This window comes from Marinobacterium weihaiense (genome assembly GCF_019061305.1).
Lineage (GTDB): Bacteria > Pseudomonadota > Gammaproteobacteria > Pseudomonadales > Balneatricaceae > Marinobacterium > Marinobacterium weihaiense.
In genome coordinates, this window is sequence record NZ_JAHQZT010000003.1 from 131,037 (window position 1) to 156,986 (window position 25,950).

A 25,950-nucleotide genomic window follows, 5' to 3' on the forward strand; every position below is an offset into this window, starting at 1 on the left:
ATGGCCAAGCTGGCGCTGAACAAGAGCACACTCAACCATGAAAACCAGCGGCTGAAGTCGTTTCGCCAGTTCGTGCCGGCGCTGGATCTCAAGCGCAAGCAGATTCTGGCGGCACGGCTCAAGTCGCGCCGTGCCCTGGCTGAATACGCGCAGCAGATGGAGCAGGTCGAGGCGGAGGTGGCGCGGCAGCTGCCCATGCTGGCCGGCACCTCGCTGGATCTGAGTACGCTGGTGCAGCTGCGCGCGGTGCGCCAGCGCCAGGACAACCTGGTCGGTATCGAACTGCCGGTGATCGAAGCCATCGAGATCGACCGCCGTGAGTACTCCCGGCTGGCGCTGCCGCCTTGGGTCGATATTCTGGCGGCGCGGCTGCAGCAGATGCTGGAGCTGAACGTGTATCGTCAGGTGGAGGAAGTGCGGCTGGCCCGGCTGGAAGACGCGCTGCAGAAAACCACCCAGCGCCTGAATCTGTTCGACAAGGTACTGATCCCGCGTACCGAAGCCAATATTCGTCGTATCCGCATAGCCCTCTCCGATGCCGAGCGCGCCGGAGTGGTGCGTGCCAAGATTGCCAAGAACAAGCGCGCAAGGATAGCGGCCTCATGAGTATTCAAACCCTTGAAAAGGCCACCCTGATCGGCCTGACCCGCGACAAGGCGCAGGTGCTGGATCAGCTGCAGACGTTGGGGCTGTTGCATATCATCCCGCTGGCTCAGGCGCAGCCCGAGGTGCCGGTTGCGCTGCCCGGTGATGTCGGGCCCGAGGCGCTGCAGCAGGCGATTCGTTACCTGCTCAGTTGCCCGCAGAAGCGGCGCCAGGTTGTGGTGGAGCGTCACTTTGAACTGTCATCGGTGGTGGCGGCCGTGCTCGACAACCGCCAGCGGCGGCTGGCGCTGAGTGAAAAGATCGATTTCCTGCGCAAGCGCATTCGTGACCTCGAACCCTGGGGCAGTTTCGAACTGCCCGGCGAGCAGGGACTGCTGGGGTACCGACTGTGGTTTTACCTGGTGCCCAATTATCGCATGCAGGACGTGGCAAAAACCGACCTGCCCTGGGCGGTGGTGCACCGGGACAACCGGTATTCCTATGTGGCCGTGATTGCGGAGCAGGAGCCGTGTGCCAATCAGATGCCGGTGCCGCGTACCCATACCGGCTCGGTACCGCTGGCGCAGTTACGCCGTGAGCTGGAAGACCTGGAAATCGAACAGGAAACCCTGGAAGCCGAGCGCGAGGCCCAGACTCGCTGGCTGTATCTGCTGCAGCGATCGTTGGCTGGCAGCCAGGACAGGGCGGACTGCGACCGGGTCAGCCAACAGGTACTGGATGCCGGCGAGATCTTTGCGGTTCAGGGCTGGTGTGCCCGCTCCGCCGCCGAGGCACTGCAGGCCTTTGCAACCGGGCACGACCTGGTGCTGATGCTTGAGCCCGTGGTCGAGGATGACCAGCCGCCGACCCTGCTGGACAACCCGGCCCATCTGGGCGGTGGCGAGGAGATCGTGCGTTTCTATCAGATGCCCGGTTACCGGGCCTGGGACCCCTCGCGGGTGGTGTTTTTTTCCTTTGCTGCCTTTTTTGCCCTGATTCTGTCCGATGCCGGGTATGCGTTGCTGCTGGCCGGGGTGCTGGTGTTCTACTGGGCGCGCATGGGGCAGAGCGAGACCGGCCGCCGCTTGCGGGTGCTGGGCATCAGCCTGTGTGGCTTTTCGGCCGTCTGGGGCGTGCTGGTCGGCAGCTACTTCGGAGCGCCTCCCCCCGATATGCTGGCGCCACTGAAGGTGCTCGACATGAACGACTTCGACAGCATGATGCGGGTTTCGGTACTGATGGGGGCCGGGCACCTGGTGCTGGCCAACCTCATAACGGCCTGGCGCAGCCGCGGGCGGCTGCAGATGCTGGCGCCGCTGGGCTGGGTGCTGCTGATCCTGGCCGGGGTCAGCGCCTGGCTACGTCAGCAGCTGGATGTGGAGTGGGCGCTGATGGCGCTGGGCATGGTGCTGATTCTGCTCTGCTCCAGTGATCGACCGTTGACAGGCGCCACGCACTGGCTGTGGCGACTGGTGGATGGCCTGCTGGCGTTGACCGGGCTGTCGAAAATGTTTGGCGACGTGCTCAGCTACCTGCGCCTGTTCGCGCTGGGGCTGGCCAGTGCCTCGTTGGCGATCACGTTCAATCAGCTGGCCACCGACGTGGCGGCTGCAGTGCCGGGGATGGGGCTGTTTCTTGAAGTGTTGATCCTGCTGCTGGGGCACTTGCTCAACTTTGTTCTGGCGGTGGTCAGTGGCGTGATCCACGGCCTGCGTCTGAATCTGATCGAGTTCTACAACTGGAGCCTGGCCGACGAAGGCTATGCTTTTCAACCTTTCACCAAGCGGGAGGTGAACCCTTGGACAACCTGATTTTGGCCCTGGGATGGGCAGGACTCTATGGCCCTATGGCATTGGGCGCCATCGGCAGTATCATCGGCTGTGCACTGGCCGGCCAGGCCGCCTGTGGTGCACTGCTGGAAACGGAAACCGGTCACGGTCGTTATGTCGGGATCGCCGCCATGCCCTCGTCGCAGACCATCTACGGCATCGTGGTGATGTTCTCGCTGAACCGCACGGTCACGCTGGACAACGCGCCGGGCCTGTTTGCTGTCGGTATTCTCGCCGGGATGGCGCTGCTGTTCAGCGCCGTGCGCCAGGGACAGTGCTGCGCCAGTGCCATCAACGTGTCCAAGATCAAGCCGGAGATCTTCGGCATGTCCATCGCTCCGGCGGCCATCGTGGAAGGGTTTGCGGTCTTCGCATTCATCTTCGCGCTGGTGATCAGTGCCGGCATCCCGGCGTGACGGAGGCGCACATGAGCGAGCAGGGCAAGCAGGCCGCATCCGGTGTCGAGGCGCTGATCGAGCGGCTCCGGCAGCAGGGGGTGGAGCAGGGACAACAGGAAGCGGCAGCGCTGGTGGAAGAAGCCCAGCGCCGTGCGGACTGGCTGCTGGAACAGGCGCAGCAGGAAGCCGAGCAGGTGCGCCGTCAGGCGCAGCAGGATGCCGAGCGGCTGCAGCGGGCCGGAGAAGACGCGCTGAAAATGGCGGCGCGAGACATGAACCTGCAGCTGCGTGAACAGCTGGCGCATACCTTTGCCGCCCGGGTGCAGCTGCAGGTGAGCGAGCAGTTGGATAGCCAGGATTTCATTCGTGAGGTCATTCGGGAAGTGGTGGTTCAGGCCTGTCAGGATGCCACCCTGTGCGCGATGCCGAAGGTCGAGGTGCTGCTGCCAGCCGGCGTGGTCGGGCTGGAAGAGTTGCGCCGCAATCCTCATGCCTATCGCGAGGGCAAGCTGAGTCAGTTCGTGCAGGAGCAGCTCAACCTGCAACTGCGCGAAGGCGTGACGCTGGATGTGCACGACGGCCGCGGCATCCGCATCCGTTGCAACGGCGATGATGCCGAAATCGATCTCGGTGATCGGGCGTTGGCCGAACTGCTGCTGCGTCATCTGCAGCCGCGCTTCAGGGCCATTCTGGAGGGAGTGATCCGCTAGTGTCGGTCTACTATACCCTGATCCCGGCGCTGCCGGCCTTGCCGGTGCGACTGGAACAGCTCAAGGAGTTGCCGATTTCGGTGCTGCAGCTGGAGCAGCGCCTGAGCATGCTGTCCGAGCAGGACCGGCTGTTGCTGCAACGGGCGCTGCGGCTGTTTCAGCGCGAGCGCAGCGGGGACGAGGCCTTGTCCGATCAGGATGAAGTACAACACTGGCAGCAGGAACTGGCGGCGATCCCGCACAAGCCGCTGCGGGCGGTATTGGCGGAAAACCTTGAGTGGCGCAGCCTGATCGCGGCCCAGCGCTACCGTCTGGCCGGACAACAGGACGGCGACAGCTTTCAGGGCTATGGCAAGCGGGTCTGGATCATTCGGCGTGACTGGCAGCAGCCGGATTTCGGTCTGGGGCGCCAGTACCCCTGGCTGGTGGAGTCGCTGGCGCAGCTCCGGCAGCAACAGGGGGTGGAGCTGGAACAGCAGATTCTGGACCGGCTCTGGCGCAAGCTGCGCATGCTTGAGCAGAGCCATCCCTTTTCCCTCATTGCTGTGGCCGCCTACCGGCTGCGCTGGTCCATTGCCGAGTATCGCTTGCGCTGGCAGTCGGATGCGGCACAACAACACTTTTCACACCTGGTCGATCAGGCCCTGGCCGGCGTCATGTCCGGCGCCAGTATCGACATAGGTCGGACAGGTTCGGTAACAGAGGCGAAACCATGACAACCCCCAACATTCCTACCGCACGCGTCATCGGGGTCCGTGATGATATTGTCAGCATTCGCATGCTGCGTGATGACGAAGGCGAGTACCACCCGATTACCAAGAATGAAGTGGTGCTGATCTGTCCGCAGCGCCATGACGGCGAACGCCAGGAGCAGCTTCAGGCTGAGGTGCTGCGGGTGCGCCATGGCGAGGCGGATGTGCAGGTGTTCGAGAACACCCGGGGGGTGTCCATCGGGGATGCTGTGCAGCAGACTGGGCAGATGCTGTCGGTTGCCCTGGGGCCGGGGCTGCTCGGGCAGGTCTATGATGGCTTGCAGAACCCGCTGGAGCTGATTGCCGGTCAGCACGGCTTTTTCCTGCCGCGTGGCCTGGAAGTGGATGGCATTGACGGCCAGCAGAAATGGTCGTTTCAGCCGGTGGTGAAGGTGGGGACTCGCGTCAAGGCTGGTGATCTGCTGGGACGGGTGCCGGAAAGCCGTTTCAGCCACAAGATCATGGTGCCCTTTAATCTGCGCGGTGAAGCCGAGGTCACCTGGGTGCAGGAGGGCAGCTTTACCGTCACCACACCGGTGGTGCGCCTGCGCCTGGAAAACGGAGACGAGCGCGAGGTTTGCATGCAACAACACTGGCCGGTGCGAGTACCGGTCAACCGTGACTTGCTGCGAGAAGGGTACAATCAGCGCCTGTATCCGCAACAGCCGATGCTGACCAGCATCCGCCTGATCGATACCTTCTTCCCGGTGGCGCTGGGCGGTACCGCCTGCATTCCCGGGCCTTTTGGTGCCGGCAAGACGGTGCTGCAGGGGCTGATCTCGCGTTACTCCAATGTGGATATCGTGGTGATCGTAGCTTGTGGCGAACGGGCTGGCGAGGTGGTGGAAACCATCACCGAGTTCCCCAATATGCCCGACCCGCGTGGCGGCACGCTGATGGACCGCACGGTGATCATCTGCAACACCTCATCGATGCCGGTGGCGGCTCGTGAGGCCTCGATCTATACCGGCATTACCATCAGCGAGTACTACCGCCAGATGGGCTACAATGTGCTGCTGATTGCTGATTCCACCTCACGCTGGGCGCAGGCGATGCGCGAAACGTCCGGCCGTCTGGAAGAGATCCCCGGTGAAGAAGCCTTCCCGGCCTATCTGGACTCGGCGGTGCGCGCGCTGTACGAGCGTGCCGGGCTGGTGCAAACCAATGATCACTCTCAGGGCAGCCTGACCCTGATCGGCACGGTATCGCCGGCGGGCGGCAACTTCGAGGAGCCGGTGACCCAGTCTACTCTGCGCACGGTGAAAACCTTCCTCGGCCTCAGTGCCGAGCGCGCCTACAAGCGCGCCTACCCGGCGGTGGATCCGCTGATCTCCTGGTCGCGCTATCTGGATCAGTTGGCCGACTGGTTTGCGCAGACGCTGTCGCCCCAGTGGGTGGGCAGCGTCAAACGCATGCTGGAGCTGATCCGGCAGGGTGAGCAGGTGCAGCAGATGATGCAGGTGACCGGTGAAGAAGGGGTGACGCTGGAAGATTACTTGGATTGGCAAAAGGCGCAGTGCCTGGACCAGGTGTATTTGCAGCAGGATGCGTTTGACGATGTGGATGCCTCGACCCCTATCGAGCGCCAGCAGGAGCTGTTTACCCTGCTGCTGAAGTGCCTTGATCATCCGCGCGAGTATCCGGACAAAGAAGCCGTGCGCGCTCACTTTGTACAGTTGACCGGGCTGTTTCGCAACCTCAACTATAGCCGCCACGACGGTCCGGACTATCGCCGCTATCGGCAGGAGATCCAACAGCTGGGGCTCGCCTGAGCCCTACTTGACCAATATCAGGTCGTCCTGATCCGGGCTCAGGGCGATGTGTCGCAGCGGGAAGGCGGGCGGTGACGCCTTGCGATCGGCAAAGTAGTACTGCAGCGCGTTGCGGATGGTGGTGAAGGCCAGCTCGTCCCAGGGAATCTCATCCTCGCTGAACAGGCGGCTTTCCAGCGTCTCGTTGCTGCTGCCAAACTCGGCATGGGGTAGATTGGCCAGATAGATCAGCTGCACCTGATTGACGTGAATGATGGAGGTCAGGGTGTACAGCTGGCGCAGCTCGACCTTGGCGCGGGCTTCTTCCAGGGTTTCGCGCAGGGCCGCTTCCTCGGTGCTTTCGCCGTTTTCCATGTAGCCGGCCGGCAGGGTCCAGTAACCGTAGCGCGGCTCGATTGCCCGACGGCACAGCAGCACCCGGTCACCGTGTACCGGCAGGCAGCCGGCGACGATTCTTGGATTCTGATAGTGGATGCGTCCGCACTGCTGGCAGGTGTAGCGCAGGCGGTTGTCGCCTTCAGGCAGGCGCAGGGTAACGGCAGAACCGCAATGGCTGCAGTAGTTCATGATCGGCTCGCTTGTTCAGGTCCGCAGAATTCAAGATCCCTGATTGTGACAGGTTGTGTGGGGTCGCGACAGCCCCGCTGCAGGGGTATTATAAGCGCCTCTGCGGTAATCGGATCTCCCCATGCTCGACCAGCTGCGACAACGACTGCAACACCACCGCCCCTGGCGCCTGCGAACCCGTGGCCGCGAGGCTGGCGTACTGGTGGCATTGACCGATTGTGCCGACCCGGAGGTAATCCTGACCCTGCGTTCACCGCATCTGTCGACGCACAGTGGTGAGGTGGCCTTTCCCGGCGGTAAGCGCGACCCCGAGGATATCGACCTGTTGGCCACGGCCATGCGTGAAGCACAGGAGGAAGTCGATCTGTGGCCGGAGCAGGTGGAGATCATCGGTTCCCTGGGGCAAGTGGTATCCAAGCACCGTCTGCAGGTAATGCCCTGGGTAGGGGTGATGGCGGCCAACCAGCCGCTGCAGGCCAACCCGGATGAGATCGCGCGCATCTTCCGCGTGCCGCTGAGCTACCTGCTGGCACCGGAGAATCGCTGTCTCGAATCGATCCGTTTCGGCGGCCAGGTGCGTCAGGTACCGGCCTGGCGCTGGCAGGGCGAAGTGATCTGGGGCCTGACCGCCTATATCCTGACTGAGCTGCTGAATGTCGGCTTTGATGCTGGCATCCCGATGCGGCCGCGACCTGAACATCTGGAGACTCATCCGCATGACCCAAGCTGTTGAAGACAAGCCCGTTCCCAGTCCCTGTGTCAGCGTCTGTGCGCTGGGCAAGGGCGATATCTGCATTGCCTGCCACCGCAGCGGCGAGGAAATCAGCCGCTGGGGCCGCATGAGCAACGAAGAAAAACGCGCGGTGTGGGCGCTGATTCGGCGTCGTGAGCAGGGCGAGGCGGTTTAACCGCCCGCCCATGTCACGCGTTAGAGACTGTCACGAGCCCGTGCGGTGCGGGTAACGCGTACGGTTTTCACCAGGTTGTCACAGATCTGCAGGGTTTCCATGCGGTAGCCCTCAACATCCAGGCACACGTTGGCGTTGGGAATGGACTCCAGAATTTCGGTGATCAGGCCGTTCAGGGTCTTGGGGCCGTCAGTGGGCAGGTGCCAGTTGAGTGCCTTGTTGATCTCGCGGATGTAGGCACTGCCGTCAATGAAGAAGCTGCCGTCCTCCTGCGGGTGGATATCCTGGTTGGTGTCATCATGATCATTGGATAGCTCGCCAACAATCTCTTCCAGAATGTCTTCCAGCGTGACGATACCCTCGATGTCACCGTACTCATCGACCACGACACCGATGCGGCGGCTCTGCTTCTGGAAGTTGAGCAGCTGGGTTTGCAGCGGCGTACTTTCCGGCACGAAGTAAGCCTCGTGCACTACCTGCATGATCGCCGGCTTGGTGACGTTGCCCTGCTGGATCAGCTGTGCCAGGTTGCGCATGTGCAGGATGCCGACAATGTTGTTGATATCCCCGCGGTAGACCGGCAGGCGGGTATGCCCGGTCTTGGACAGCAGTTCCAGAATCTGCTCCATCTCCATATCCAGGTCGATTCCTTCCACCTCGTTGCGCGGAATCATGATGTCGTTAACCGTGACCTCGTTCAGCTCCAGAACGCCCAGCAGCATCGACTGGTTGCGATGTGGCAGCAATGAGCCGGCCTCGTGCACGATGGTGCGCAGCTCTTCGGTGCTCAAGTGCTCATTGCCGGCCTCGTTGACGTTGACGCCGAACAGGCGCAGGAAGCTGTTGGTGATGCCGTTGATGATCCAGACCAGCGGGTACGCCACTTTCAGCATCGGTTGCAGCACATAAGATGCGGGGAACGCAATCTTTTCCGGGTGCAGGGCGGCCATGGTCTTGGGCGACACTTCGGCAAAAATGAGGATGACCAGGGTCAGGCCAGCGGTGGCGATCATGATGCCGGCGTCGCCCCAGATACGGACGGCGATGACGGTGGCAATGGCTGAAGCCAGTATATTGACGAAGTTATTGCCGATCAGAATCAGACCGATCAGACGATCCGGGCGTTCCAGCAGACCGTTAGCCTTGCGGGCGGCACGGTGACCGTTTTTCACCAAATGGCGCAACCGGTAACGATTGAGGGACATCATCCCGGTTTCGGAGCTGGAGAAGAAGGCTGAACAGAAGATCAGCATGACCAGAATGGCAGTTAATGTGCTTAACGACGCATCGTCCAAGGGACAGACACCTTATACTTGATTGGGGGCGTTCATTTTCTGGTCAGAAACAGGGGCTGTCAAGCTGTCTCAGGGCATGCTTTTGGCTAGGGCGATAGCAGCAGTTCCAGTACCAGCTTGGAGCCGAAAAAGCCCAGCATCAGCAGAATAAAGCCGCCCAGGGTCCAACGCACGGCGGTACGGCTGCGCCAGCCCAGGAAGTGACGACCGCTCAGCAGCACCGCATAGACGCCCCAGGCAAACAGGGACAGCAGCGTCTTGTGGGCCAAATGCTGTGCAAACAGATTTTCGACAAACAGGAAGCCGGTGATCAGTGCAGCGCTGAGCAGGATGAAGCCGGCCCAGAGGCTTTCGAACAGCAGGCGCTCCATCATCTGCAGTGGGGGTAGCGAGGCGACCAGGCCACGAGTGTGGTGCTGTTTGAGTGCGGCTTCCTGGCGTGACAGCAGAATGGCCTGCACGGTGGCAATGGTAAACAGGCTATACGCCAGCAGGGACAACAGGATGTGGGTGATCAGCCCGCCGGCATAGGGGCGCGGCGCCGAACCGGTATCGATGAAAGCGGCCAGCAGTGAGGTCACGGCTGCCAGCGGAAATACGCCGATGAACAGGTTGTCCAGGCGCTGGCGCAGACTGCTCAGCAGGACCATGCCGACCACTGCCCAGGCGATCAGCGAGCCGACCGGAAACAGGCTCAGGTCGATGCCGCCGGGCTGGTGCAGCAGGTGATAGATGCTGTACCCCTGCAACCCGAACGCGCCCAGCCCCAGCAGGCGCACGGGCAGGCGCAGATCGATACGGTTACCGGTCGACAGGCGACGCCATTGCAGCCCGGTCGCAACGAGATAGCACAGTACGGCGAGTAGCGTCGTGGTGATCAGCATCCATATCCTCCTCAATGGCGGCCAAGTGTGGCACAAATGCTGGGAGGAGGAAATATAGGTGCCCCCCGGGCGGGGGCTTCTGTATAATATGTCGCCAAAGCGTTTACAGGGCAGGCGCCGGGAGGGTGCCGCCGGCAGATAGAGGTATTCGATGTTTGATAATCTGACAGAACGGCTTACGCAGACGCTGCGCTCGGTGACCGGTCAGGCAAAGCTGACCGAGGACAACATCAAGGGTACGCTGCGTGAAGTCCGGATGGCGCTGCTGGAGGCCGATGTTGCCCTGCCGGTAGTGAAAGCCTTCATCAACAGCGTGAAGGAACGCGCTGTGGGCCAGGAGGTCAGCAAGAGCCTGAGTCCGGGCCAGGTATTCGTCAAGATCGTCAATGAAGAGCTGGTCAAGGTGATGGGCGAGGCTAATGCCGAGCTCGACCTGGCCACCCAGCCGCCGGCCGTGCTGATGATGGCCGGTCTGCAGGGTGCCGGTAAAACCACCTCCGTGGCTAAGCTGTCGCGCTTCCTAAAAGAGCGCAAGAAGAAAAAAGTACTGGTGGTATCCGCGGACGTGTACCGTCCGGCCGCGATTCGCCAGCTGGAAACCCTGGCCGGTGAGGTGGGCGTCGAGTTCTTCCCCTCCAGTGCCGACCAGGACCCGGTCGATATCGCCGAAGCGGCGATCCAGCACGCGCGGGTCAAGGCGTTCGATGTGCTGATTCTCGATACCGCCGGTCGTCTGCATGTCGATGATGACATGATGCAGGAGATCAAGCGCCTGCACGCTTCGGTCCAACCGGTGGAAACTCTGTTCGTGGTCGACTCCATGACCGGCCAGGACGCGGCCAACACGGCCAAGGCGTTCAACGAGGTGCTGCCGCTGACCGGTGTCATCCTGACCAAGACCGACGGTGATGCTCGTGGCGGTGCCGCCCTATCGGTGCGTCACATTACCGGCAAGCCGATCAAGTTCCTGGGTGTGGGCGAGAAGACTGACGCCTTGGAACCCTTCCACCCGGATCGTGTGGCCTCGCGCATTCTTGGCATGGGTGACGTGCTGTCGCTGATTGAGGAAGCCGAACACAAGATCGACAAGGAAAAAGCCGAGAAATTTGCCAAGAAAGTCACTAAGGGCAAGGGCTTTGACCTGGAAGACTTCCGTGAGCAGATCCAGCAGATGCAGAACATGGGCGGCATGATGTCGATGCTGGAAAAACTCCCCGGCATGGGCCAGATGGCCCAGGCGGCCCAGGCAGCCCAGGCGGAGAAGGGGATCCAGCAGATGTGCGTCATCATCAACTCGATGACCCCGCATGAGCGTCGCCACCCGGACGTGATCAGCGGCTCGCGCAAGCGTCGCATCGCGTTGGGCTCCGGCACCCAGGTACAGGATGTTAACCGTCTGCTCAAGCAGCACAAGCAGATGGCTAAGATGATGAAGAAATTCGGCTCCAAGTCGGGCATGGCCAAGCTTGCGCGCGGCATGAAGGGTATGATGCCGCCGGGCATGGGCGGCGGCGGTGGTTTCCCGCGCATGTGATAGCGGCGGGGTTTGTTTAAAAACTGATCTTTTTGCTTTTAACGGGCGGTGATTTCCCGTAAAATTGCCGCCCTGTTTAATTTGGCCTTTGTTTACCTGGGCAGTCTGGCTGGGGAAACGAAGAAACAAGAACGATGGGCGATCCTAAAACCCATCCAGCGAAATAAAGGGGTCCAGCGCATGGTCACTATTCGTTTGTCTCGTGGTGGCGCTAAAAAGCGTCCTTTCTATCACATCACTGTAGCCGATTCACGCAATGCGCGTGATGGCCGCTTTATTGAGCGTGTCGGCTTCTTCAACCCGGTTGCTCGTGGTCAGGAAGAGCGTCTGCGCGTCAACCTGGAACGTGTTGAGTACTGGGTTGGCAAGGGTGCTCAGACTTCTGAGCGTGTTGCTCAGCTGCTCAAAGAAGCACGCAAGGCAGCAGAGTAAGGTCGGATACAGACCGTGTCAGTAAAAAGTGAAAACAGTGAAGACCTGGTTGTACTGGGTCGTTTCACGTCTCCGTACGGTATCAAGGGGTGGATCAAAGTCTATTCTTATACCGACCCCATGGAGAACATACTGAAATACAACTCGTGGCAGGTGAAGTGCGACGGGCGGATAACGCCGGTCAAACTGGAAGCTGGCAAGCGTCACGGGAAAGGTCTGATCGCCAAATTGGCCGGTGTGAATACTCCAGAAGAGGCGCGACGGTGGAATGGGCGTGAAATCAAGGTGCCCAGATCCGAGCTGCCGCAACTGGAGACCGGTGAGTATTACTGGAGCCAGCTGGAAAACCTGTTGGTATACACCGAATCCGGCGTATTGCTGGGTCGGGTCAGCCACCTGATGGAAACCGGCGCCAATGACGTGTTGGTGGTCAAGGGGACGGCCGAGAGTATCGATCGCGAAGAGCGCTTGATTCCCTGGCTGCCCGATCAGGTGGTGAAAAAAGTAGATCTTGATTCGGGACAGATGCGGGTCGATTGGGACCCGGATTTCTGAGTCATGTGGTTCGGGATCGTCAGCCTGTTCCCGGAGATGTTCGAAGCGGTTACTCGCTACGGCGTCACCGGGCGGGCGGTGCGCAACGGCCTGATTGACGTGGAGTGCTGGAATCCTCGCGATTTCACGCATGATCGTCACCGTACCGTGGATGATCGCCCCTATGGCGGTGGTCCCGGCATGCTGATGAAGGTCCAGCCGCTGCGCGACGCCATCGGTGCTGCCAGAGTGGCGGCCGGTGATGGGGCCCGGGTGATTTACCTGTCACCTCAGGGGCGCCGTCTGGATCAGGTCGGGGCGTGTGAACTGGCGGCAAGCGACAAGTTAATTCTGGTAGCCGGGCGCTACGAAGGTATTGACGAGCGTCTGCTGCAGAGCGAAGTTGACGAGGAGTGGTCACTGGGTGATTTTGTCCTCAGTGGCGGTGAGCTGCCGGCAATGGTCATGATTGATGCCGTTGCCCGTCTTGTGCCCGGCGTGCTGGGGCATAGCGAATCGGCAGTGGAAGACTCCTTTTTCGATGGCTTGCTCGACTGTCCACACTACACCCGTCCCGAGGAACTGGATGGTCAGCGGGTGCCGGCGGTGCTGCTGAGCGGCAATCATGCCGAGATCCGACGCTGGCGCTTGAAGCAGCAACTGGGGCGAACCTGGGAGCGGCGACCTGACCTGCTGGACAAGATTGACTTGAACCCGGAACAGCAGACGTTGTTAAGCGAATATATCCGCGAGGCCCAGGGGCCGGCGGAAGCAATATCTTAGGAGCGAGCAATGAGCAACAAGAGCCTGATTATTCAGCAGATCGAAGCTGAACAGATGAGCAAAGAAGTCCCGGCTTTTGCACCGGGTGACACCGTAGTCGTACAGGTACGTGTAGTAGAAGGCAGCCGTAGCCGTCTGCAGGCGTTTGAAGGTGTGGTATTGGGTAAGCGTAATCGCGGCCTGAACTCTGCTTTCACTGTACGCAAGATCTCTCACGGCGTGGGCGTTGAGCGTACTTTCCAGACTTACAGCCCGACAGTTGAACAGATCGAAGTCAAGCGTCGCGGTGACGTGCGCCAGGCCAAGCTGTACTACCTGCGCGAGCGCAGCGGCAAGTCTGCACGTATCAAGGAAAAGCTGGGCTGAGACTTGTCTCTCCCTGCACCTTCAAAAAAGGCAGCCCGAAACGGCTGCCTTTTTTGTTGATCTGGATTCTCGCCATTTGCGCGGTCAGTCCCTAGAATCAACGCCAGTATGAATAGCAACTGAACAGACAGCGGAGTGTTGCATGCGTAGGCTGGGAACATGGTTGGGTGCGCCGGTAGTGATGGCGGCTGCGGCATATGGCTTTTACTGGTATCAGGTCAAAAGCAATATTGACGACATGGTCGCGCAGCTGTCGCCGTTCGCCAGCGTGCAATATGGCGCCATTCACGCACACCCCAATGGGACCGTCGGCGTCAACTCGCTGACCATCTCGCCGCATCAGGTGCATGCGCCGGTCAGTATCGATCAGGTGCGCGTGCGCGTTGGCAGTCCTTTGTACCTGCTGTTTGGTGGTGATGAGCCACCGGAAGAGCTGTTCATTAATCTTGGCGGAGTCGAGCAAAGCCTGGATTCAGCCCTGTTTCACGACATGCAGAAACAGATGTCGCAAGTGCTGGAACAGAGCCCGTTGTATGTCAGTCCGACGGCGCTGGGCTGTGGCTCCGTGCGCCAATTCGATATCAATAGCCTGCGCATGATGGGCTATCGTGACCTGCGCATGGATATTGATCTGCACTACCGAGGAGACGAAGAGGCGCGGAGCATCCTCTTTGATGCTCGTGTGGATGTCGACAAAATGGGTGACACCCGGCTTAAGATGGCGTTCAGTGCCGACCCGGCACAACTGAAGAATCCAATGATGGCAACCGGTACCGCGCGCCTGGAGCAGTTTGAAGTCGACTACCAGGACCGTGGGTACAACAAGCGTGTCACGGCCATGTGCGCGCGTGAAGCCGAAATGCGGCCATCTGACTTTCCGTCATATCATCAGGCCTTGTTCGAGCGCTGGCTGGCGGCCAACGCTATTGAGATGCCGGGTGAGCTGCTCGACGCCTACAAGCAGGTGCAGCAGGAGGGCATGAGCCTGTCACTGGCCCTGCACCCAATTGGGGGCTTTGGCTCGGCCGAGCTGATGATGCTACAGGACCCGACGTACCTGATTGAAAAGCTCAACCCGATTTTAAGTATCAATGATACGCCGGTAGAGTTGGCCGGTATTCAGTGGAATGAGCTGCTGCAGCAGGTAGGGCAGGCCGGCAGTGGCACTCGCGTGGCGCGTGAGGGTCTGGCTGGGGCAGCGCAGGAGCGTTCGGCGGCATCAGACGAGCACGCGGCCGTTGTTGAGCCTTCGTCAGCGGCGATGACAGATGAAAAGCTCAAGGCTGCCGATTCACCCCTGGCAGCCGTGGCATCGTCTCGGCGCAGCGTTCCGGTGAAAAAGCGCTATCGGGTGACACCACTGGATGAGTTGGGACAGTATTTGGGCAAGCCGGTACGTATCTTTACCTATTTCGGCAATGATGTTGAGGGGCGCCTGATGTCCGTTGATGCCAAGGGCATTCGTGTCATGCAGCGCATGGAGCAGGGCATGGCGGAATATCCGCTGGATCGGGCGCGTATCCAGCAGGCCGAGGTGTATCGTTGAAACCGGACGGTCGCCGTTCGGCGCGCCTGCCGCAGGCGGTCGATCATGAGCTGATTGAGAACTGGATCAACGTGCTCTGGCTGGAAAAGGGCCTGAGTGAAAACTCTTTGGCATCCTACCGGCGGGATCTGCGCCAGTATGCGCTCTGGCTGAACGAGCAGGAGCAGCACTTGGCGCAGGCGGGACGATCCGAGCTGCAGCGCTACCTGAACTGGCGCCTGGAACAGCAGCTCAAGAGCAGTTCAACCTCCCGGCTATTGTCCTGTTTGCGCGGCTTTTATCGCTATCTGCTGCGCGAAGGGCATGTTCAGGTTGATCCGACTCTGAATCTGGACAACCCGCGTAGCGGCCGTCCGTTGCCGAAAACCCTGACCGAGCAGGATGTGGAAACGCTACTCATGGCGCCGGATACCCGGGACCTGCTGGGCTTGCGGGATCGCACCATGTTGGAGCTGCTGTATGCCACCGGCCTGCGTGTCAGTGAATTGGTGGGGTTGCAGCTGGAGCAGGTTAACCAGCGCATCGGCGTCATTCGCGTGGTGGGCAAGGGCGACAAGGAACGCCTGGTGCCGGTCGGCGATGAAGCTCTGCGCTGGCTGTCGCGCTATCTGGTGCAAGGGCGTCCGCTGTTGCAGAAAAACACGTTGGAAGAAGCCCTGTTTCTCAGTCAGCGCGGCCAGATGATGACCCGGCAAACGTTCTGGTATCGCGTCAAGCGTTACTCGCTGGAAAGCGGCATCGACAAGCCGCTGTCACCGCACGTGCTGCGCCATGCTTTTGCCACCCATCTACTCAACCATGGTGCCGACCTACGGGTGGTGCAGATGCTGCTGGGACACAGTGATCTGTCAACCACACAGATCTACACCCATGTGGCCAGCCACCGGTTACAGTCATTGCACCGCGAACATCATCCGCGTGGCTAGGAACCATTTGCCGTCAACGCGTTCAAATATTAATCACGCACATTTCAATTTGAGGCACACATGCGATCAACTACCCTGACATCGGCGATGATGCTGCTCCTGACAGGTTCTGTCTGGGCGGCGGATGGCGCTGAAGAGACTATCCGCCAGCAGCTCAAGCAGGTTGACGCCCGCTTGCAGGTACAAAGTGTCGAACCGGCCCCTGTGGCGGGGTTGTATGAGGTCATGCTCAGCAGCGGTGAAACCCTGTATTCCGACATGAAAGGCGAGTATCTGCTGGCTGGCCAGCTGTTCAGGGTGGATGCAGATCAGGGGCTGGTCAATCTGACTGAGCAGAAGCGCAATGTGGCCCGCCAGGCCGCGATTGCCGCGCTGGATCCGGCTGACATGGTGGTGTATCCGCCAAGTGGCGAGGTTAAGGCCACCATTCACGTGTTTACCGACGTGGACTGCCCCTACTGCCGCAAGCTGCACGAAGAAGTGCCGGCCCTCAACAAGATGGGCGTTCAGGTCAACTACCTGGCCTTCCCCCGTGGCGGACCCAGTTCGCCGGCTCACGCCAAGATGCAGACCATCTGGTGTGGTGATGCCGACGAACGTCGCGAGCGCATGGACAGCATCAAGGAAGGCGCGCGCCTGGACAACGAGACCTGCGACAGCCCGGTACTGGACCAGTTCATGCTGGGGCAAAAGCTGGGTGTCACCGGCACCCCGGCCCTGATTCTGGATGATGGCACGCTGCTGCCGGGTTACATGCCGGCTGCACGACTGCAGCAGATCATGAAACTGGACTGATTGACGCAACACGGTTATCGCAACAGGGCGGGCATACATAGTGTATGACCCGCCTTTTCGCTATACTGGACCCCATTTTTGGCCGCCCGTCGGCGGTGACTGATCTGACCGAACAATCTGCGAGGTGTTGGCTTGAAACCGGTAAAAGTAGGGATCTGTGGTCTGGGAACCGTCGGTGGCGGTACCTTCAATGTCTTGATGCGCAATGCAGAGGAGATCTCCCGGCGTGCCGGGCGTCATATTCTGATCGAACAGATTGCCATGCGCAGCGACAATCCCAACTGCGACACCACGGGCATGCAGATCACCACGGACGTGTTCGAGGTTGCGACCAACCCTGAGATCGATATCGTTATTGAGCTGATCGGCGGCTACGATACCGCACGTGACCTGGTCATGACCGCGATTGAAAACGGCAAGCACGTGGTGACGGCCAACAAGGCGCTGATCGCGGTACATGGCAACGAGATATTCGAAGCGGCACAGGAAAAGAACGTCATGGTGGCGTTCGAAGCGTCCGTTGCTGGCGGCATTCCGATCATCAAGGCGATTCGCGAAGGTCTGGCGGCCAACCAGATCAATTGGCTGGCAGGTATCATCAATGGTACCGGCAACTTCATCATGACCGAGATGCGCGAGAAGGGGCGTGAGTTTGCCGATGTACTGCAGGAAGCGCAGGCACTGGGCTACGCCGAAGCGGATCCGACCTTCGACGTTGAAGGTATTGATGCGGCGCACAAGCTGACCATCCTGTCGTCGCTGGCATTCGGTATCCCGTTGCAGTTCAGCAAGGGATACACCGAGGGGATCAGCAAGATCACCCCGCAGGATATCCAGTACGCCGAAGAGCTGGGCTACCGGGTCAAGCATCTGGGTATTACTCGCCGCACCGACAAAGGCATCGAGCTGCGCGTGCACCCGACCCTGATCCCGAAAGATGTGCTGCTGGCCAACGTCAACGGCGTGATGAACGCCGTGCTGGTGGATGGCGATGCCGTCGGCCAGACCCTGTATTATGGCCCGGGTGCCGGTGCCGAAGCGACCGCGTCGGCGGTGGTGGCCGATGTCGTGGATGTGGTGCGTACCCTGACGGCCGACCGCGACAACCGCGTGCCGCACCTGGCATTCCAGCCGTCCGCCCTGTCAGATGCACCGGTACTGCCGGTTGACCAGACCACCAGCGCCTACTACCTGCGTCTGCAGGCCGTCGAGCGCCCGGGCGTGCTGTCACACGTCACCCGGATCCTGGGTGAAAAAGGCATCAACATTGAAGCGATCATCCAGAAACAGACCACCGAAGCTCAGGTGCCGGTGATCATGCTCACCCAGCGCGTGGAAGAGCGGATGATGAATGAAGCGATCCGCGAGATCGAAGCCCTGCCGGATATCCTTGGCGAAATCGTACGTATTCGTGTCGAGCAGCTGGCAGACTGAGGACTGAGTCATGAACTATATCTCTACCCGCGGCCAGGCGCCGAAACTGAACTTTGCCGACGTGCTGCTGGCTGGCCTGGCCAGCGACGGCGGCCTGTACGTACCGGAAACCCTGCCGACTTTCTCGCAGGACGAAATTGCCTCCTGGGCCGGCCTGTCCTACGCCGAGCTGGCGTTCAAGGTGATCAAGCCGTTCGTGGACGACTGCATCAGCGAAGCCGATCTCAAGCGCATGGTTGACGAGACCTATGCCGGTTTCAATCACAGTGCCGTGGCGCCGCTGAAAGAGCTGGGCACCAATGAGTGGGTGCTGGAACTCTTCCATGGCCCGACGCTGGCGTTCAAGGACTTTGCCCTGCAGTTGCTGGGCCGTCTGATGGATCACGTGCTGGCCGAGCGCGGCGAGCGTCTAGTGATCATGGGCGCCACCTCCGGTGATACCGGCTCCGCAGCGATCGAAGGCTGCCGCCATTCCGAGCACCTGGATATCTTCATTCTGCACCCGTACAACCGCGTGTCTGAAGTGCAGCGCCGCCAGATGACCACCATCAAGGCGGACAACGTGTTCAATATCGCGCTGGAAGGCAACTTCGACGACTGTCAGGAAATGGTCAAGGACAGTTTTGCCGACCAGGGCTTCCTCAACGGCCTCAAGCTGGGTGCGGTCAACTCGATCAACTGGGCGCGCATCATGTCCCAGATCGTGTACTACTTCTCGGCTGCCCTGGCCGTGGGCGGTCCTCACCGCCCGGTGTCCTTCTCCGTGCCGACCGGCAACTTCGGTGACATTTTCGCTGGCTACCTGGCCAAGCAGATGGGCCTGCCGATCGAACAGCTGGTGGTGGCCACCAACCGCAACGATATCCTGCACCGCGTGATCAGCGGCAACGACATGTCCAAGGGCACACTTGAGCACACCCTGTCACCGTCGATGGATATCATGGTCAGCTCCAATTTCGAGCGTCTGCTGTTCGACGTCTACGACCGCGACGGTGCCGCCATTGCCGATCTGATGGCGCGTTTCAAGCAGGAGCCGGTACAGCTGGATGGTGCGCGCTGGGAGAAGGTGCGTGCACTGTTCGACAGCCATGCGGTCGATGACGAGACCACCTGCGCGGTGATCAAGGACGTGCACGCCGAAACCGGCTATCTGCTCGATCCGCACACCGCCATCGGTGTCAAAGCGGCCCGTGAATGCTGGCGTGACAAGGCGGTGCCGATGATCACCTTGGCTACTGCACATCCGGTCAAGTTCCCGGAACCGGTGGTCAAGGCCGGCCTGGAATCGCCGCAGCTGCCGACCCACATGGCGGATCTGTTCGAGCGTGACGAGCGTTTCGAAGTGCTGGCCAACGACCTGTCCAAGGTACAGAGCTACATCGCCACCAACGCCCACCGCGGCTGAGGCTCGGCATGACCGATGGGCAGACCGGCTTAGCCGGTCTGCCTGCAGCGGGCGCAATGCCTGCTGTTGCTGTTCGTTTTCCTCTTTTCACCCGCCCGGACCCGTGCATGAGTGTATCCGACCCGATCATCGAACAACGGCCGCTGCTGGTCGATCCCGCCCATCCACCGCTGACTGTGCTTGATCCGGTGCTGGCTCGTGTTTATGCCGCCCGCGGCATCGACGATCCGGCCTTGCTGGGGCGCCGCTTGCAGGAGCTGTTGCCGGACAGCCAGATGAAGGGTGTGCCTGCCGCGGTGGCGCGTCTGCTGACCGCTCTGGAGCAGCGGCAGAAGATTCTTATCGTCGGCGATTTCGACTGTGATGGCGCCACCAGCACCAGCGTGGCTCTGCTGGGGCTGCGCATGCTGGGGGCTGCTGAGGTCGAGTACCTGGTGCCCAACCGCTTTGAATACGGTTATGGCCTCAGTCCGGAAATTGTCGAGGTTGCGTCCCGTTCCCGGCCGGACCTGGTCATCACCGTGGATAACGGCATCTCCAGCATCGAAGGTGTGGCGCGTGCCAATGCGCTGGGCATCGATGTCATCGTCACCGACCACCACCTGGCCGGTGCCGAGCTACCCGAGGCTTGCGCCATCGTCAACCCCAACCAGCCGGGCTGTGACTTCATTGCCAAGTCCACCTGTGGCGTGGGGGTGATTTTCTACGTACTGATTGCTCTGCGCCGAGCCTTGAATGAGCGCGGCTGGTTTAACGGCCAAGCCCCCAATCTGGCCAGTCTGCTGGATCTGGTGGCCCTGGGCACCGTCGCCGATGTAGTGCCGTTGGAGCGCAACAACCGCGCCCTGGTGTGGCAAGGGCTGCAGCGTATCCGTGCCGGTCAGGCGCGTCCCGGCTTGCTGGCGCTGATCGAGGTCTCCGGTCGTCGCCGTGACCGCATCGTCGCCAGCGACCTGGGCTTTGCCATCGCGCCAAGGCTTAACGCTGCCGGCCGTCTTGAGGACATGTCGATCGGCATCGAGTGTCTGCTGGAAGAAAACTACGACCGGGCGTTGTCCATGGCGCGCGAGTTGGATGAACTCAACCGCGAGCGCCGTGGCATCGAGCAGGAGATGCAGCAGCAGGCACTGGAACTGCTGGGGCAGCTCAGCCTCAATGATCGGGAACTGCCGTTCGGCCTCTGTCTGTATGACGAATACTGGCACCAGGGCGTGATCGGCATTCTGGCCTCGCGCATCAAGGAACGGGTATACCGCCCGGTGATTGCCTTCGCCCCCGGTGACGCGGGCGAGATCAAGGGCTCGGCACGCTCGATCAACGGCTTCCATATCCGTGACGGCCTCGATGCCGTGGCGGCCAAACACCCGGGGCTGCTGAAGAAGTTCGGTGGCCACGCCATGGCGGCCGGTCTGACCATCGCCGCCGAGGACCTGGCCGCCTTCAGCGATGCCTTCGATGCCGAGGTGCGCCGTCAGCTGGATGCCGATGACCTGACCCAGCGTATCCTCACCGACGGCGAACTGCCGGAAGCCGCGTTCAGCATGGAACTGGCCGAAGCCCTGCGCAACGCCGGCCCCTGGGGGCATCAGTTCCCTGAGCCGCTGTTTGAAGGCCGTTTTCACCTGTTGCAGCAGCGCATCGTCGGCCAGCGCCACCTCAAGCTGGTGGTGATGCCCGAAGGTGGCACCCTGGCGCTGGATGCGATCGCGTTCAACGTGGACACTCTGGTCTGGCCCGACGAATCAGTTCAGAAGGTGCGCCTGGTGTACCGGCTGGATGTGAACGAGTTCCGCGGTCAACGCAGCCTGCAGCTGATGGTGGACTGGATCGGTGTGGAGTGACGGAAGGCTCCATAGCTTAAGCCGGTCCGGCCACGCTGGCCTGCTTCGCTTATGCCTGATAAGTGTCGTTTTGCCTCATCTTGAGCTAGGATACGCGCCCTGTTTCGATCGCTAATTCAACCGGCCTTACGTCGGCCGAGGAGTACCCCATGCACGAACTCACCCTGGAAGAATTGACTGCACTGTTGAATGTCTTTGACCGTGCCGGTGCCGGCCAGGATGCCATCGAAGCCGATCTGCTGGCGCGCATCAAAGCGCAGCATGCCGAGAAGGAAGAGCTGGCATCGATGGATTTTGATGATTGCCTGGGCGGTGCTTGTAAGCTCTGAGGATTAGACGGATGTACTACATCGGAGCTCATGTCAGCGCCTCCGGCGGGGTGGAAAACGCCCCGTTGAATGCGGCCAAACTCGGCGCCAATGCCTTTGCCCTGTTCACCAAGAATCAGCGTCGTTGGGAGGCCAAGCCGCTGACCAGCAAGAGCATCAAGGCGTTCAAGGCCAACTGCGAGCGGCTGGGGTTCAGTGCCAACCAGATCCTGCCTCACGACAGTTACCTGATCAACCTCGGTCATCCCGAAACCGAGGCGCTGGAAAAATCCCGTGCCGCCTTTCTCGACGAAATGCAGCGCTGCGAACAGCTGGGGCTGAAACTGCTCAACTTCCATCCCGGCAGTCACCTGCGCAAGGTGGATGAAGCCACCTGTCTGAGCACCATCGCCACGTCGATCAACCTGGCACTGGCCGAGACCGACAGCGTGGTCGCCGTGATCGAGAACACCGCCGGTCAGGGCTCCAACCTGGGCTTTCGCTTCGAGCAGCTGGCGGCGATCATCGATCAGGTGGAGGACAAGTCGCGTGTGGGTGTCTGCCTGGATACCTGCCACACCTTCGCGGCGGGCTATGACCTGCGCACCCCCGAGGCCTGCGCTCACACTTTTGCCGAGTTCGAGCGCATCGTCGGTTTCGACTACCTGCGCGGCATGCACCTGAACGATTCCAAGGGCGCGCTGGACAGTCGCATCGACCGTCACCACAGCCTGGGGCAGGGCGAAATCGGCTGGGCGCCGTTCGAGTTCATCATGCAGGACAGCCGCTTCGAGGGCATCCCGCTGGTGCTGGAAACCATCGAACCGGAGATCTGGGCCGACGAGATTCAGCAGCTGCGCGCGTTGGCTGCCGCCTGAGGTGTCATGCGGCTGTCATCTCGATGACATAGACTGCGCCGGTTTCATCAGTCAGCGGTAGTTCAACATGCAGTACAGGCCCTCGCGACACTTTGATGCCCAGCAGGCACTGCAGCGTCAGGCTTTGAACGAGATTCTGGCCGAGCAGCGCCTTTATCCGCACTTTCAGCCGATCGTGGATCTGAAACAGGGCCGCATGCTGGGCTACGAGGCGTTGATCCGCGGCCCAAAGGGTAGCTTGCTGCACACTCCGGCGGCACTTTTCGGAGCCGCCATTCGTGAAGGTCGACAGCTGGAGCTGGAGCGGCTGTGCCGTCAGCTCTCCTTGCAGCACTTCGCTCGCCTGCCGGTGGGTAATACCCTGTTTCTCAATGTGACCGCCTCGCTGCTCAGTTCTCCCGGTCATGAACACGGCTTTACCGTTGAGCTGCTGCGCCAGCTGGGCATTGCGGTGGAAAGCATCGTCATCGAGTTGTCTGAACAGCATCCCTTCGATCAGCAGGGCCTGACCCGAGCGGCGGTGGAGCATTACCGCAGCATGGGGTTTCGGATTGCCATTGACGATCTGGGTACCGGTTATTCGGGCCTCAAGCTTTGGTCCGAGCTGCAGCCGGAGTTCGTCAAGATCGACCGCCACTTTATCCACAGGCTTGACCAGGATCCGGTCAAGCGCGCGTTCGTGCGTTCCATCTGCCAGGTCGGCCGTAATCTGGGCTGTCGTGTGCTGGCCGAAGGGATCGAACAGCCGGATGAATTGCGCGTGCTGCAGCAGCTTGGCATTGAGCTGGGGCAGGGGTTTCTGCTCGGCCGTCCCGCGGCCGTCCCCAGTGCCGCGCTGACCCCGGCGCAGGTACGTGCTACCCGGCCAAGCCGAGCCCGGCGCATGTTCCAGGCGCTGGGATTGCGCACGGCCTGACTCTGGCCTCCGATTGGGGTCTCCCGCCCGGCAGTGGTATAGTCGCGTTTTGATTAACGCGTGCTGAGGTGTTGCTCATGTCCACTGTCTGGAACCCCGTTTTTGACGAACGCGACGTGCGTCTGGAGCAGGACGAAACGCTGTACCGGGGTTTTTTTCGCCTGCACCGGTTGACGCTGAGCCATCCCCGCTTCGAGGGTGGCCGGGTCCGCGTGCAGCGCGAGCTGCTTGACCGGGGTGATGCGGTGTGCGTACTGCTGTACGACCCCCTGCAGGATGCCGTGGTGATGGTGGAGCAGTTTCGCGTGGGGGCAATGGGCAAGACCGACAGTCCCTGGCTGCTGGAGCTGGTGGCCGGAGTGGTCGAGCCCGGCGAGAGTGCCGAAGACGTGGCCCGGCGTGAGAGCGTGGAAGAAGCGGGCGTCGAGCTGGGAGCAATATTCCCGATCACCGGCTACCTGCCCAGTCCGGGCGGCTGTGACGAGTGGATCGACGTGGTCTGTGCCCTGATCGACTCCCGTGGCGTAGGCGGGGTGCATGGCCTGGACAGCGAAGGCGAGGACATTAAGGTGCATGTCCTGGCTGCGGCCGATGCCTTTGCGCTGGTCGAGGCCAACCGGCTCAACAATGCCGCTGCCATCATTGCCCTGCAGTGGCTACAACTGAACCATGGACGGCTGCAACAGATGCGGGTGTCCGATGAAACGTAAATACGTCCCCGACCTCAAGCGTCAGATGGCGCAGGGGGAAGCCAACTACATGCGGCTGCTCAAGCTGCTGCCGGACCTGGACCACTGCGACCAGCGCGAGTTTCAGGTCGAAGTGGATCAACAGCGCGCCCGGGTACGGCTGGCGATCGACGAGCGTTTTACCTACACCACCAGCGTGGTGGTGTCCCAGCAGTATGAAAACGCCTCGGCCTGGCTGGAAGCGCCGCGCCTGGTGGTACGCATGTACCATGATGCCCGTGTGGCGGAGGTGATCTGCACCCGGCAGCGCCGCCAGTTGTCCGGTGTCTATCCCTACCCCAATCAACAGATGCACCAGCCGGATGAAAAGGCTCAGCTCAACGCTTTTCTGGGCGAGTGGCTCAACCACTGCCTGGCCCATGGTCAATTGATGGAAGAGGTCTTTGCCGAGTGAGCCTGCGCATTCTTCAGCTGAGTGACTGTCATCTGCCGGAGCAGGCCGGCGAGCCCTTTCGGGGCCGTGACGCGGATCGTACGCTGGCGGCGCTGGTGGCGCAGCTGGTCGAGTTGCCGGCGTTCGATCACCTGCTGCTGACCGGCGATCTGACGCACCATGCCGGCGTCGAGGCCTACCGACGGCTGCTGTCTATCATCGCGCCGCTGACCGGCACGCGACACTGGCTGCCCGGCAACCATGATGTGCACTCGACCATGCAGGCGGCGGATGCCGAAGGCACTCTGGGGCGCAAGCAGGTTGATCTGGGGGGAGACTGGACACTGCTGCAGCTGGACAGCACGGCCAGCCCGGATGGCCGTGGCGGCGGCTCGCTGGCCGCGGCGGAGCTGGACTGGCTGCAGCGGACTCTGGTCACTCTGCGCGAGCGCCACGTGCTGCTGGCGCTGCATCACAACCCGGTGGCCACCGGCAGTCGCTGGCAGGACGCGATTCGGCTGGGCAACCCTGACGCGCTGCGGCGTATTCTGGAACCTGCGCCACAGGTGAAGGGACTGGTGTGCGGACACTTGCATCAGGCGCTGGCGCTGGAGTATGCCGGGCGTCCGGTGTGGAGCGCGCCTTCCACGGTGGTGCAGTTTGCCCTGGGTCGTGACGTGCTTGCGCTGGAAACGGATCCGGTGTTATCCACACCCGGGTGTCGCTGGTATGCGCTTCATGACGATGGCCGGATCGAGGCTCACCTGCTGAGGTTATCCACATGCGAGGAGGTGCTGTCGGCATGAGTGATGGGCAGGTTATCTATGTGCACGGTTTCAATAGCTCGCCCCAGTCCTGGAAGGCGCGTCAGCTGCAGGCTCATATGGCTGCACAGGGCCAGGCGCACCGGTTCAGGGCGCCCAAGCTGTCGCACTGGCCGGCCGAGGCGATCACGCAGCTGCAGGCCGAGATCGATGCGGCGGCGGCACCGGTCACCCTGGTGGGCAGCTCTCTGGGCGGCTATTACAGCACCTGGCTGGTGGAACACAATCCCGGCGTGCGGGCGGTGCTGGTCAATCCGGCCGTGACCCCCTACCGGTTGCTGGAGGCCTGGCTGGGTGAAAACGCCAACCTCTACACCGATGAACACTATCAGCTGACGCCGGAACACCTGGCGCAGCTCAAGGCACTGGACTGTCCGGCGCTGCACAATAGCGCGGCGTATCTGCTGCTGGTACAGACGGCCGATGAAACCCTCGATTACCGCGAGGCTGTGGACAAGTATGCTGACTGTCCCCGGTTCATCCAGCCCGGCGGCAGTCACGGATTTGAACAGTTCGAGGCGCTGATCCCGGCTGTGCTGGCGTTCGCCGAGGGCAGGATAGAACTGCCCGAAGCTAGGCCGCTGCCGGTGGCCTCTCTCTGAACAG

At 61.2% G+C, this 25,950-nt stretch carries 29 protein-coding genes; 26 read left to right on the forward strand and 3 right to left on the reverse strand.

Annotation, left to right across the window (positions count from 1 at the left end; all coding sequences use genetic code 11):
• From KTN04_RS03425 to KTN04_RS03450, 6 genes are read left to right on the forward strand one after another with little or no spacing between them, the layout of a single operon-like run.
• Nucleotides 1-606: a V-type ATP synthase subunit D gene (locus KTN04_RS03425; RefSeq protein WP_217333815.1), complete on the forward strand. Its 606-nt coding sequence runs from the start codon at nt 1-3 to the stop codon at nt 604-606.
• Nucleotides 603-2,396, forward strand: coding sequence for a V-type ATP synthase subunit I (locus KTN04_RS03430; protein ID WP_217333816.1), 1,794 nt, complete (start codon nt 603-605; stop codon nt 2,394-2,396). Before KTN04_RS03425 ends, KTN04_RS03430 begins: the two co-directional genes overlap by 4 nt.
• The gene (locus KTN04_RS03435) at nt 2,384-2,830 is read left to right on the forward strand and encodes an ATP synthase subunit C (protein WP_217333817.1); all 447 of its coding nucleotides are present in this window, start codon (nt 2,384-2,386) and stop codon (nt 2,828-2,830) included. The genes KTN04_RS03430 and KTN04_RS03435 overlap by 13 nt, the downstream gene beginning before the upstream one ends.
• An 11-nt stretch (nt 2,831-2,841) precedes the next feature.
• Nucleotides 2,842-3,522, forward strand: a complete 681-nt coding sequence (locus KTN04_RS03440) for an ATPase (RefSeq protein WP_217333818.1) — start codon at nt 2,842-2,844, stop codon at nt 3,520-3,522.
• Complete coding sequence (locus KTN04_RS03445; protein WP_217333819.1) at nt 3,522-4,238, forward strand: hypothetical protein; 717 nt, start codon at nt 3,522-3,524, stop codon at nt 4,236-4,238. Before KTN04_RS03440 ends, KTN04_RS03445 begins: the two co-directional genes overlap by 1 nt.
• Nucleotides 4,235-6,046 carry a V-type ATP synthase subunit A gene (locus tag KTN04_RS03450; protein WP_217333820.1) on the forward strand — a complete coding sequence of 604 codons (1,812 nt, stop codon included), beginning with the start codon at nt 4,235-4,237 and terminating at the stop codon, nt 6,044-6,046. The genes KTN04_RS03445 and KTN04_RS03450 overlap by 4 nt, the downstream gene beginning before the upstream one ends.
• A 3-nt stretch (nt 6,047-6,049) precedes the next feature.
• Here KTN04_RS03450 and KTN04_RS03455 read toward each other — a convergent pair whose 3' ends face one another.
• A complete protein-coding gene (locus KTN04_RS03455) occupies nt 6,050-6,613 on the reverse strand; it encodes an NUDIX hydrolase (RefSeq protein WP_217333821.1) in 564 nt (187 codons plus the stop codon).
• A 121-nt stretch (nt 6,614-6,734) separates the two neighbouring features.
• Between KTN04_RS03455 and KTN04_RS03460 the strand changes: the two genes are divergently transcribed.
• Nucleotides 6,735-7,346 carry a CoA pyrophosphatase gene (locus tag KTN04_RS03460; RefSeq protein ID WP_217333822.1) on the forward strand — a complete coding sequence of 204 codons (612 nt, stop codon included), beginning with the start codon at nt 6,735-6,737 and terminating at the stop codon, nt 7,344-7,346.
• Nucleotides 7,330-7,521 carry a DUF1289 domain-containing protein gene (locus KTN04_RS03465; protein WP_217333823.1) on the forward strand — a complete coding sequence of 64 codons (192 nt, stop codon included), beginning with the start codon at nt 7,330-7,332 and terminating at the stop codon, nt 7,519-7,521. Before KTN04_RS03460 ends, KTN04_RS03465 begins: the two co-directional genes overlap by 17 nt.
• 20 nt (nt 7,522-7,541) lie before the next feature.
• Here KTN04_RS03465 and KTN04_RS03470 read toward each other — a convergent pair whose 3' ends face one another.
• Entirely contained in the window at nt 7,542-8,816 is a 1,275-nt protein-coding gene (locus tag KTN04_RS03470) for an HlyC/CorC family transporter (protein WP_217333824.1), read from the reverse strand.
• Nucleotides 8,817-8,902: 86 nt separating this feature from the next.
• Complete coding sequence (locus tag KTN04_RS03475; RefSeq protein ID WP_217333825.1) at nt 8,903-9,700, reverse strand: cytochrome C assembly family protein; 798 nt, start codon at nt 9,698-9,700, stop codon at nt 8,903-8,905.
• 151 nt (nt 9,701-9,851) lie between these two features.
• Between KTN04_RS03475 and ffh the strand changes: the two genes are divergently transcribed.
• The 18 genes from ffh to KTN04_RS03565 all read left to right on the forward strand — a co-directional run bounded on the left by ffh (nt 9,852) and on the right by KTN04_RS03565 (nt 25,946).
• Nucleotides 9,852-11,234: a signal recognition particle protein gene (gene ffh / locus KTN04_RS03480; RefSeq protein WP_217333826.1), complete on the forward strand. Its 1,383-nt coding sequence runs from the start codon at nt 9,852-9,854 to the stop codon at nt 11,232-11,234.
• A 180-nt stretch (nt 11,235-11,414) separates the two neighbouring features.
• Nucleotides 11,415-11,666 carry a 30S ribosomal protein S16 gene (gene rpsP, locus KTN04_RS03485; protein WP_217333827.1) on the forward strand — a complete coding sequence of 84 codons (252 nt, stop codon included), beginning with the start codon at nt 11,415-11,417 and terminating at the stop codon, nt 11,664-11,666.
• A gap of 15 nt (nt 11,667-11,681) precedes the next feature.
• On the forward strand, nt 11,682-12,221 hold the full coding sequence (gene rimM / locus KTN04_RS03490; protein ID WP_217333828.1) for a ribosome maturation factor RimM: 540 nt from the start codon (nt 11,682-11,684) through the stop codon (nt 12,219-12,221).
• A 3-nt stretch (nt 12,222-12,224) separates the two neighbouring features.
• A complete protein-coding gene (gene trmD, locus KTN04_RS03495) occupies nt 12,225-12,983 on the forward strand; it encodes a tRNA (guanosine(37)-N1)-methyltransferase TrmD (protein ID WP_217333829.1) in 759 nt (252 codons plus the stop codon).
• Between the two features lie 9 nt (nt 12,984-12,992).
• Complete coding sequence (gene rplS, locus KTN04_RS03500; RefSeq protein ID WP_217333830.1) at nt 12,993-13,349, forward strand: 50S ribosomal protein L19; 357 nt, start codon at nt 12,993-12,995, stop codon at nt 13,347-13,349.
• Nucleotides 13,350-13,491: 142 nt separating this feature from the next.
• Entirely contained in the window at nt 13,492-14,895 is a 1,404-nt protein-coding gene (locus KTN04_RS03505) for a hypothetical protein (RefSeq protein WP_217333831.1), read from the forward strand.
• Complete coding sequence (xerD, locus tag KTN04_RS03510; protein WP_217333832.1) at nt 14,892-15,821, forward strand: site-specific tyrosine recombinase XerD; 930 nt, start codon at nt 14,892-14,894, stop codon at nt 15,819-15,821. Before KTN04_RS03505 ends, xerD begins: the two co-directional genes overlap by 4 nt.
• 60 nt (nt 15,822-15,881) lie before the next feature.
• Entirely contained in the window at nt 15,882-16,616 is a 735-nt protein-coding gene (locus KTN04_RS03515; protein ID WP_217333833.1) for a DsbC family protein, read from the forward strand.
• Between the two features lie 132 nt (nt 16,617-16,748).
• Nucleotides 16,749-18,050, forward strand: a complete 1,302-nt coding sequence (locus tag KTN04_RS03520) for a homoserine dehydrogenase (protein ID WP_217333834.1) — start codon at nt 16,749-16,751, stop codon at nt 18,048-18,050.
• A 10-nt stretch (nt 18,051-18,060) separates the two neighbouring features.
• Complete coding sequence (gene thrC, locus KTN04_RS03525) at nt 18,061-19,455, forward strand: threonine synthase (RefSeq protein ID WP_217333835.1); 1,395 nt, start codon at nt 18,061-18,063, stop codon at nt 19,453-19,455.
• Between the two features lie 107 nt (nt 19,456-19,562).
• The gene (gene recJ, locus KTN04_RS03530) at nt 19,563-21,296 is read left to right on the forward strand and encodes a single-stranded-DNA-specific exonuclease RecJ (protein WP_217333836.1); all 1,734 of its coding nucleotides are present in this window, start codon (nt 19,563-19,565) and stop codon (nt 21,294-21,296) included.
• Between the two features lie 149 nt (nt 21,297-21,445).
• Complete coding sequence (locus KTN04_RS03535) at nt 21,446-21,625, forward strand: hypothetical protein (RefSeq protein ID WP_217333837.1); 180 nt, start codon at nt 21,446-21,448, stop codon at nt 21,623-21,625.
• Between the two features lie 11 nt (nt 21,626-21,636).
• On the forward strand, nt 21,637-22,482 hold the full coding sequence (gene nfo, locus KTN04_RS03540; RefSeq protein ID WP_217333838.1) for a deoxyribonuclease IV: 846 nt from the start codon (nt 21,637-21,639) through the stop codon (nt 22,480-22,482).
• Nucleotides 22,483-22,549: 67 nt separating this feature from the next.
• Entirely contained in the window at nt 22,550-23,398 is an 849-nt protein-coding gene (locus KTN04_RS03545) for an EAL domain-containing protein (RefSeq protein ID WP_217333839.1), read from the forward strand.
• A gap of 77 nt (nt 23,399-23,475) precedes the next feature.
• Nucleotides 23,476-24,108, forward strand: coding sequence for an NUDIX domain-containing protein (locus KTN04_RS03550; RefSeq protein WP_217333840.1), 633 nt, complete (start codon nt 23,476-23,478; stop codon nt 24,106-24,108).
• Nucleotides 24,098-24,541 carry a DUF1249 domain-containing protein gene (locus KTN04_RS03555; protein WP_217333841.1) on the forward strand — a complete coding sequence of 148 codons (444 nt, stop codon included), beginning with the start codon at nt 24,098-24,100 and terminating at the stop codon, nt 24,539-24,541. The genes KTN04_RS03550 and KTN04_RS03555 overlap by 11 nt, the downstream gene beginning before the upstream one ends.
• Nucleotides 24,538-25,326, forward strand: a complete 789-nt coding sequence (locus KTN04_RS03560; protein ID WP_217333842.1) for a metallophosphoesterase — start codon at nt 24,538-24,540, stop codon at nt 25,324-25,326. The genes KTN04_RS03555 and KTN04_RS03560 overlap by 4 nt, the downstream gene beginning before the upstream one ends.
• Entirely contained in the window at nt 25,323-25,946 is a 624-nt protein-coding gene (locus KTN04_RS03565) for a YqiA/YcfP family alpha/beta fold hydrolase (protein ID WP_217333843.1), read from the forward strand. Before KTN04_RS03560 ends, KTN04_RS03565 begins: the two co-directional genes overlap by 4 nt.
• Nucleotides 25,947-25,950: the final 4 nt, after the last annotated feature.

Coding starts and splice junctions, on each gene's coding strand:
- KTN04_RS03425 (WP_217333815.1), top strand. CDS start 1: ATGGCCAAGCTGGCGCTGAACAAGAGCACACTCAACCATGAAAACCAG.
- KTN04_RS03430 (WP_217333816.1), top strand. CDS start 603: ATGAGTATTCAAACCCTTGAAAAGGCCACCCTGATCGGCCTGACCCGC.
- KTN04_RS03440 (WP_217333818.1), top strand. CDS start 2,842: ATGAGCGAGCAGGGCAAGCAGGCCGCATCCGGTGTCGAGGCGCTGATC.
- KTN04_RS03450 (WP_217333820.1), top strand. CDS start 4,235: ATGACAACCCCCAACATTCCTACCGCACGCGTCATCGGGGTCCGTGAT.
- KTN04_RS03455 (WP_217333821.1), bottom strand. CDS start 6,613: ATGAACTACTGCAGCCATTGCGGTTCTGCCGTTACCCTGCGCCTGCCT.
- KTN04_RS03460 (WP_217333822.1), top strand. CDS start 6,735: ATGCTCGACCAGCTGCGACAACGACTGCAACACCACCGCCCCTGGCGC.
- KTN04_RS03465 (WP_217333823.1), top strand. CDS start 7,330: ATGACCCAAGCTGTTGAAGACAAGCCCGTTCCCAGTCCCTGTGTCAGC.
- KTN04_RS03475 (WP_217333825.1), bottom strand. CDS start 9,700: ATGCTGATCACCACGACGCTACTCGCCGTACTGTGCTATCTCGTTGCG.
- ffh (WP_217333826.1), top strand. CDS start 9,852: ATGTTTGATAATCTGACAGAACGGCTTACGCAGACGCTGCGCTCGGTG.
- rpsP (WP_217333827.1), top strand. CDS start 11,415: ATGGTCACTATTCGTTTGTCTCGTGGTGGCGCTAAAAAGCGTCCTTTC.
- trmD (WP_217333829.1), top strand. CDS start 12,225: ATGTGGTTCGGGATCGTCAGCCTGTTCCCGGAGATGTTCGAAGCGGTT.
- rplS (WP_217333830.1), top strand. CDS start 12,993: ATGAGCAACAAGAGCCTGATTATTCAGCAGATCGAAGCTGAACAGATG.
- KTN04_RS03505 (WP_217333831.1), top strand. CDS start 13,492: ATGCGTAGGCTGGGAACATGGTTGGGTGCGCCGGTAGTGATGGCGGCT.
- KTN04_RS03515 (WP_217333833.1), top strand. CDS start 15,882: ATGCGATCAACTACCCTGACATCGGCGATGATGCTGCTCCTGACAGGT.
- thrC (WP_217333835.1), top strand. CDS start 18,061: ATGAACTATATCTCTACCCGCGGCCAGGCGCCGAAACTGAACTTTGCC.
- recJ (WP_217333836.1), top strand. CDS start 19,563: ATGAGTGTATCCGACCCGATCATCGAACAACGGCCGCTGCTGGTCGAT.
- KTN04_RS03535 (WP_217333837.1), top strand. CDS start 21,446: ATGCACGAACTCACCCTGGAAGAATTGACTGCACTGTTGAATGTCTTT.
- nfo (WP_217333838.1), top strand. CDS start 21,637: ATGTACTACATCGGAGCTCATGTCAGCGCCTCCGGCGGGGTGGAAAAC.
- KTN04_RS03545 (WP_217333839.1), top strand. CDS start 22,550: ATGCAGTACAGGCCCTCGCGACACTTTGATGCCCAGCAGGCACTGCAG.
- KTN04_RS03550 (WP_217333840.1), top strand. CDS start 23,476: ATGTCCACTGTCTGGAACCCCGTTTTTGACGAACGCGACGTGCGTCTG.
- KTN04_RS03555 (WP_217333841.1), top strand. CDS start 24,098: ATGAAACGTAAATACGTCCCCGACCTCAAGCGTCAGATGGCGCAGGGG.
- KTN04_RS03565 (WP_217333843.1), top strand. CDS start 25,323: ATGAGTGATGGGCAGGTTATCTATGTGCACGGTTTCAATAGCTCGCCC.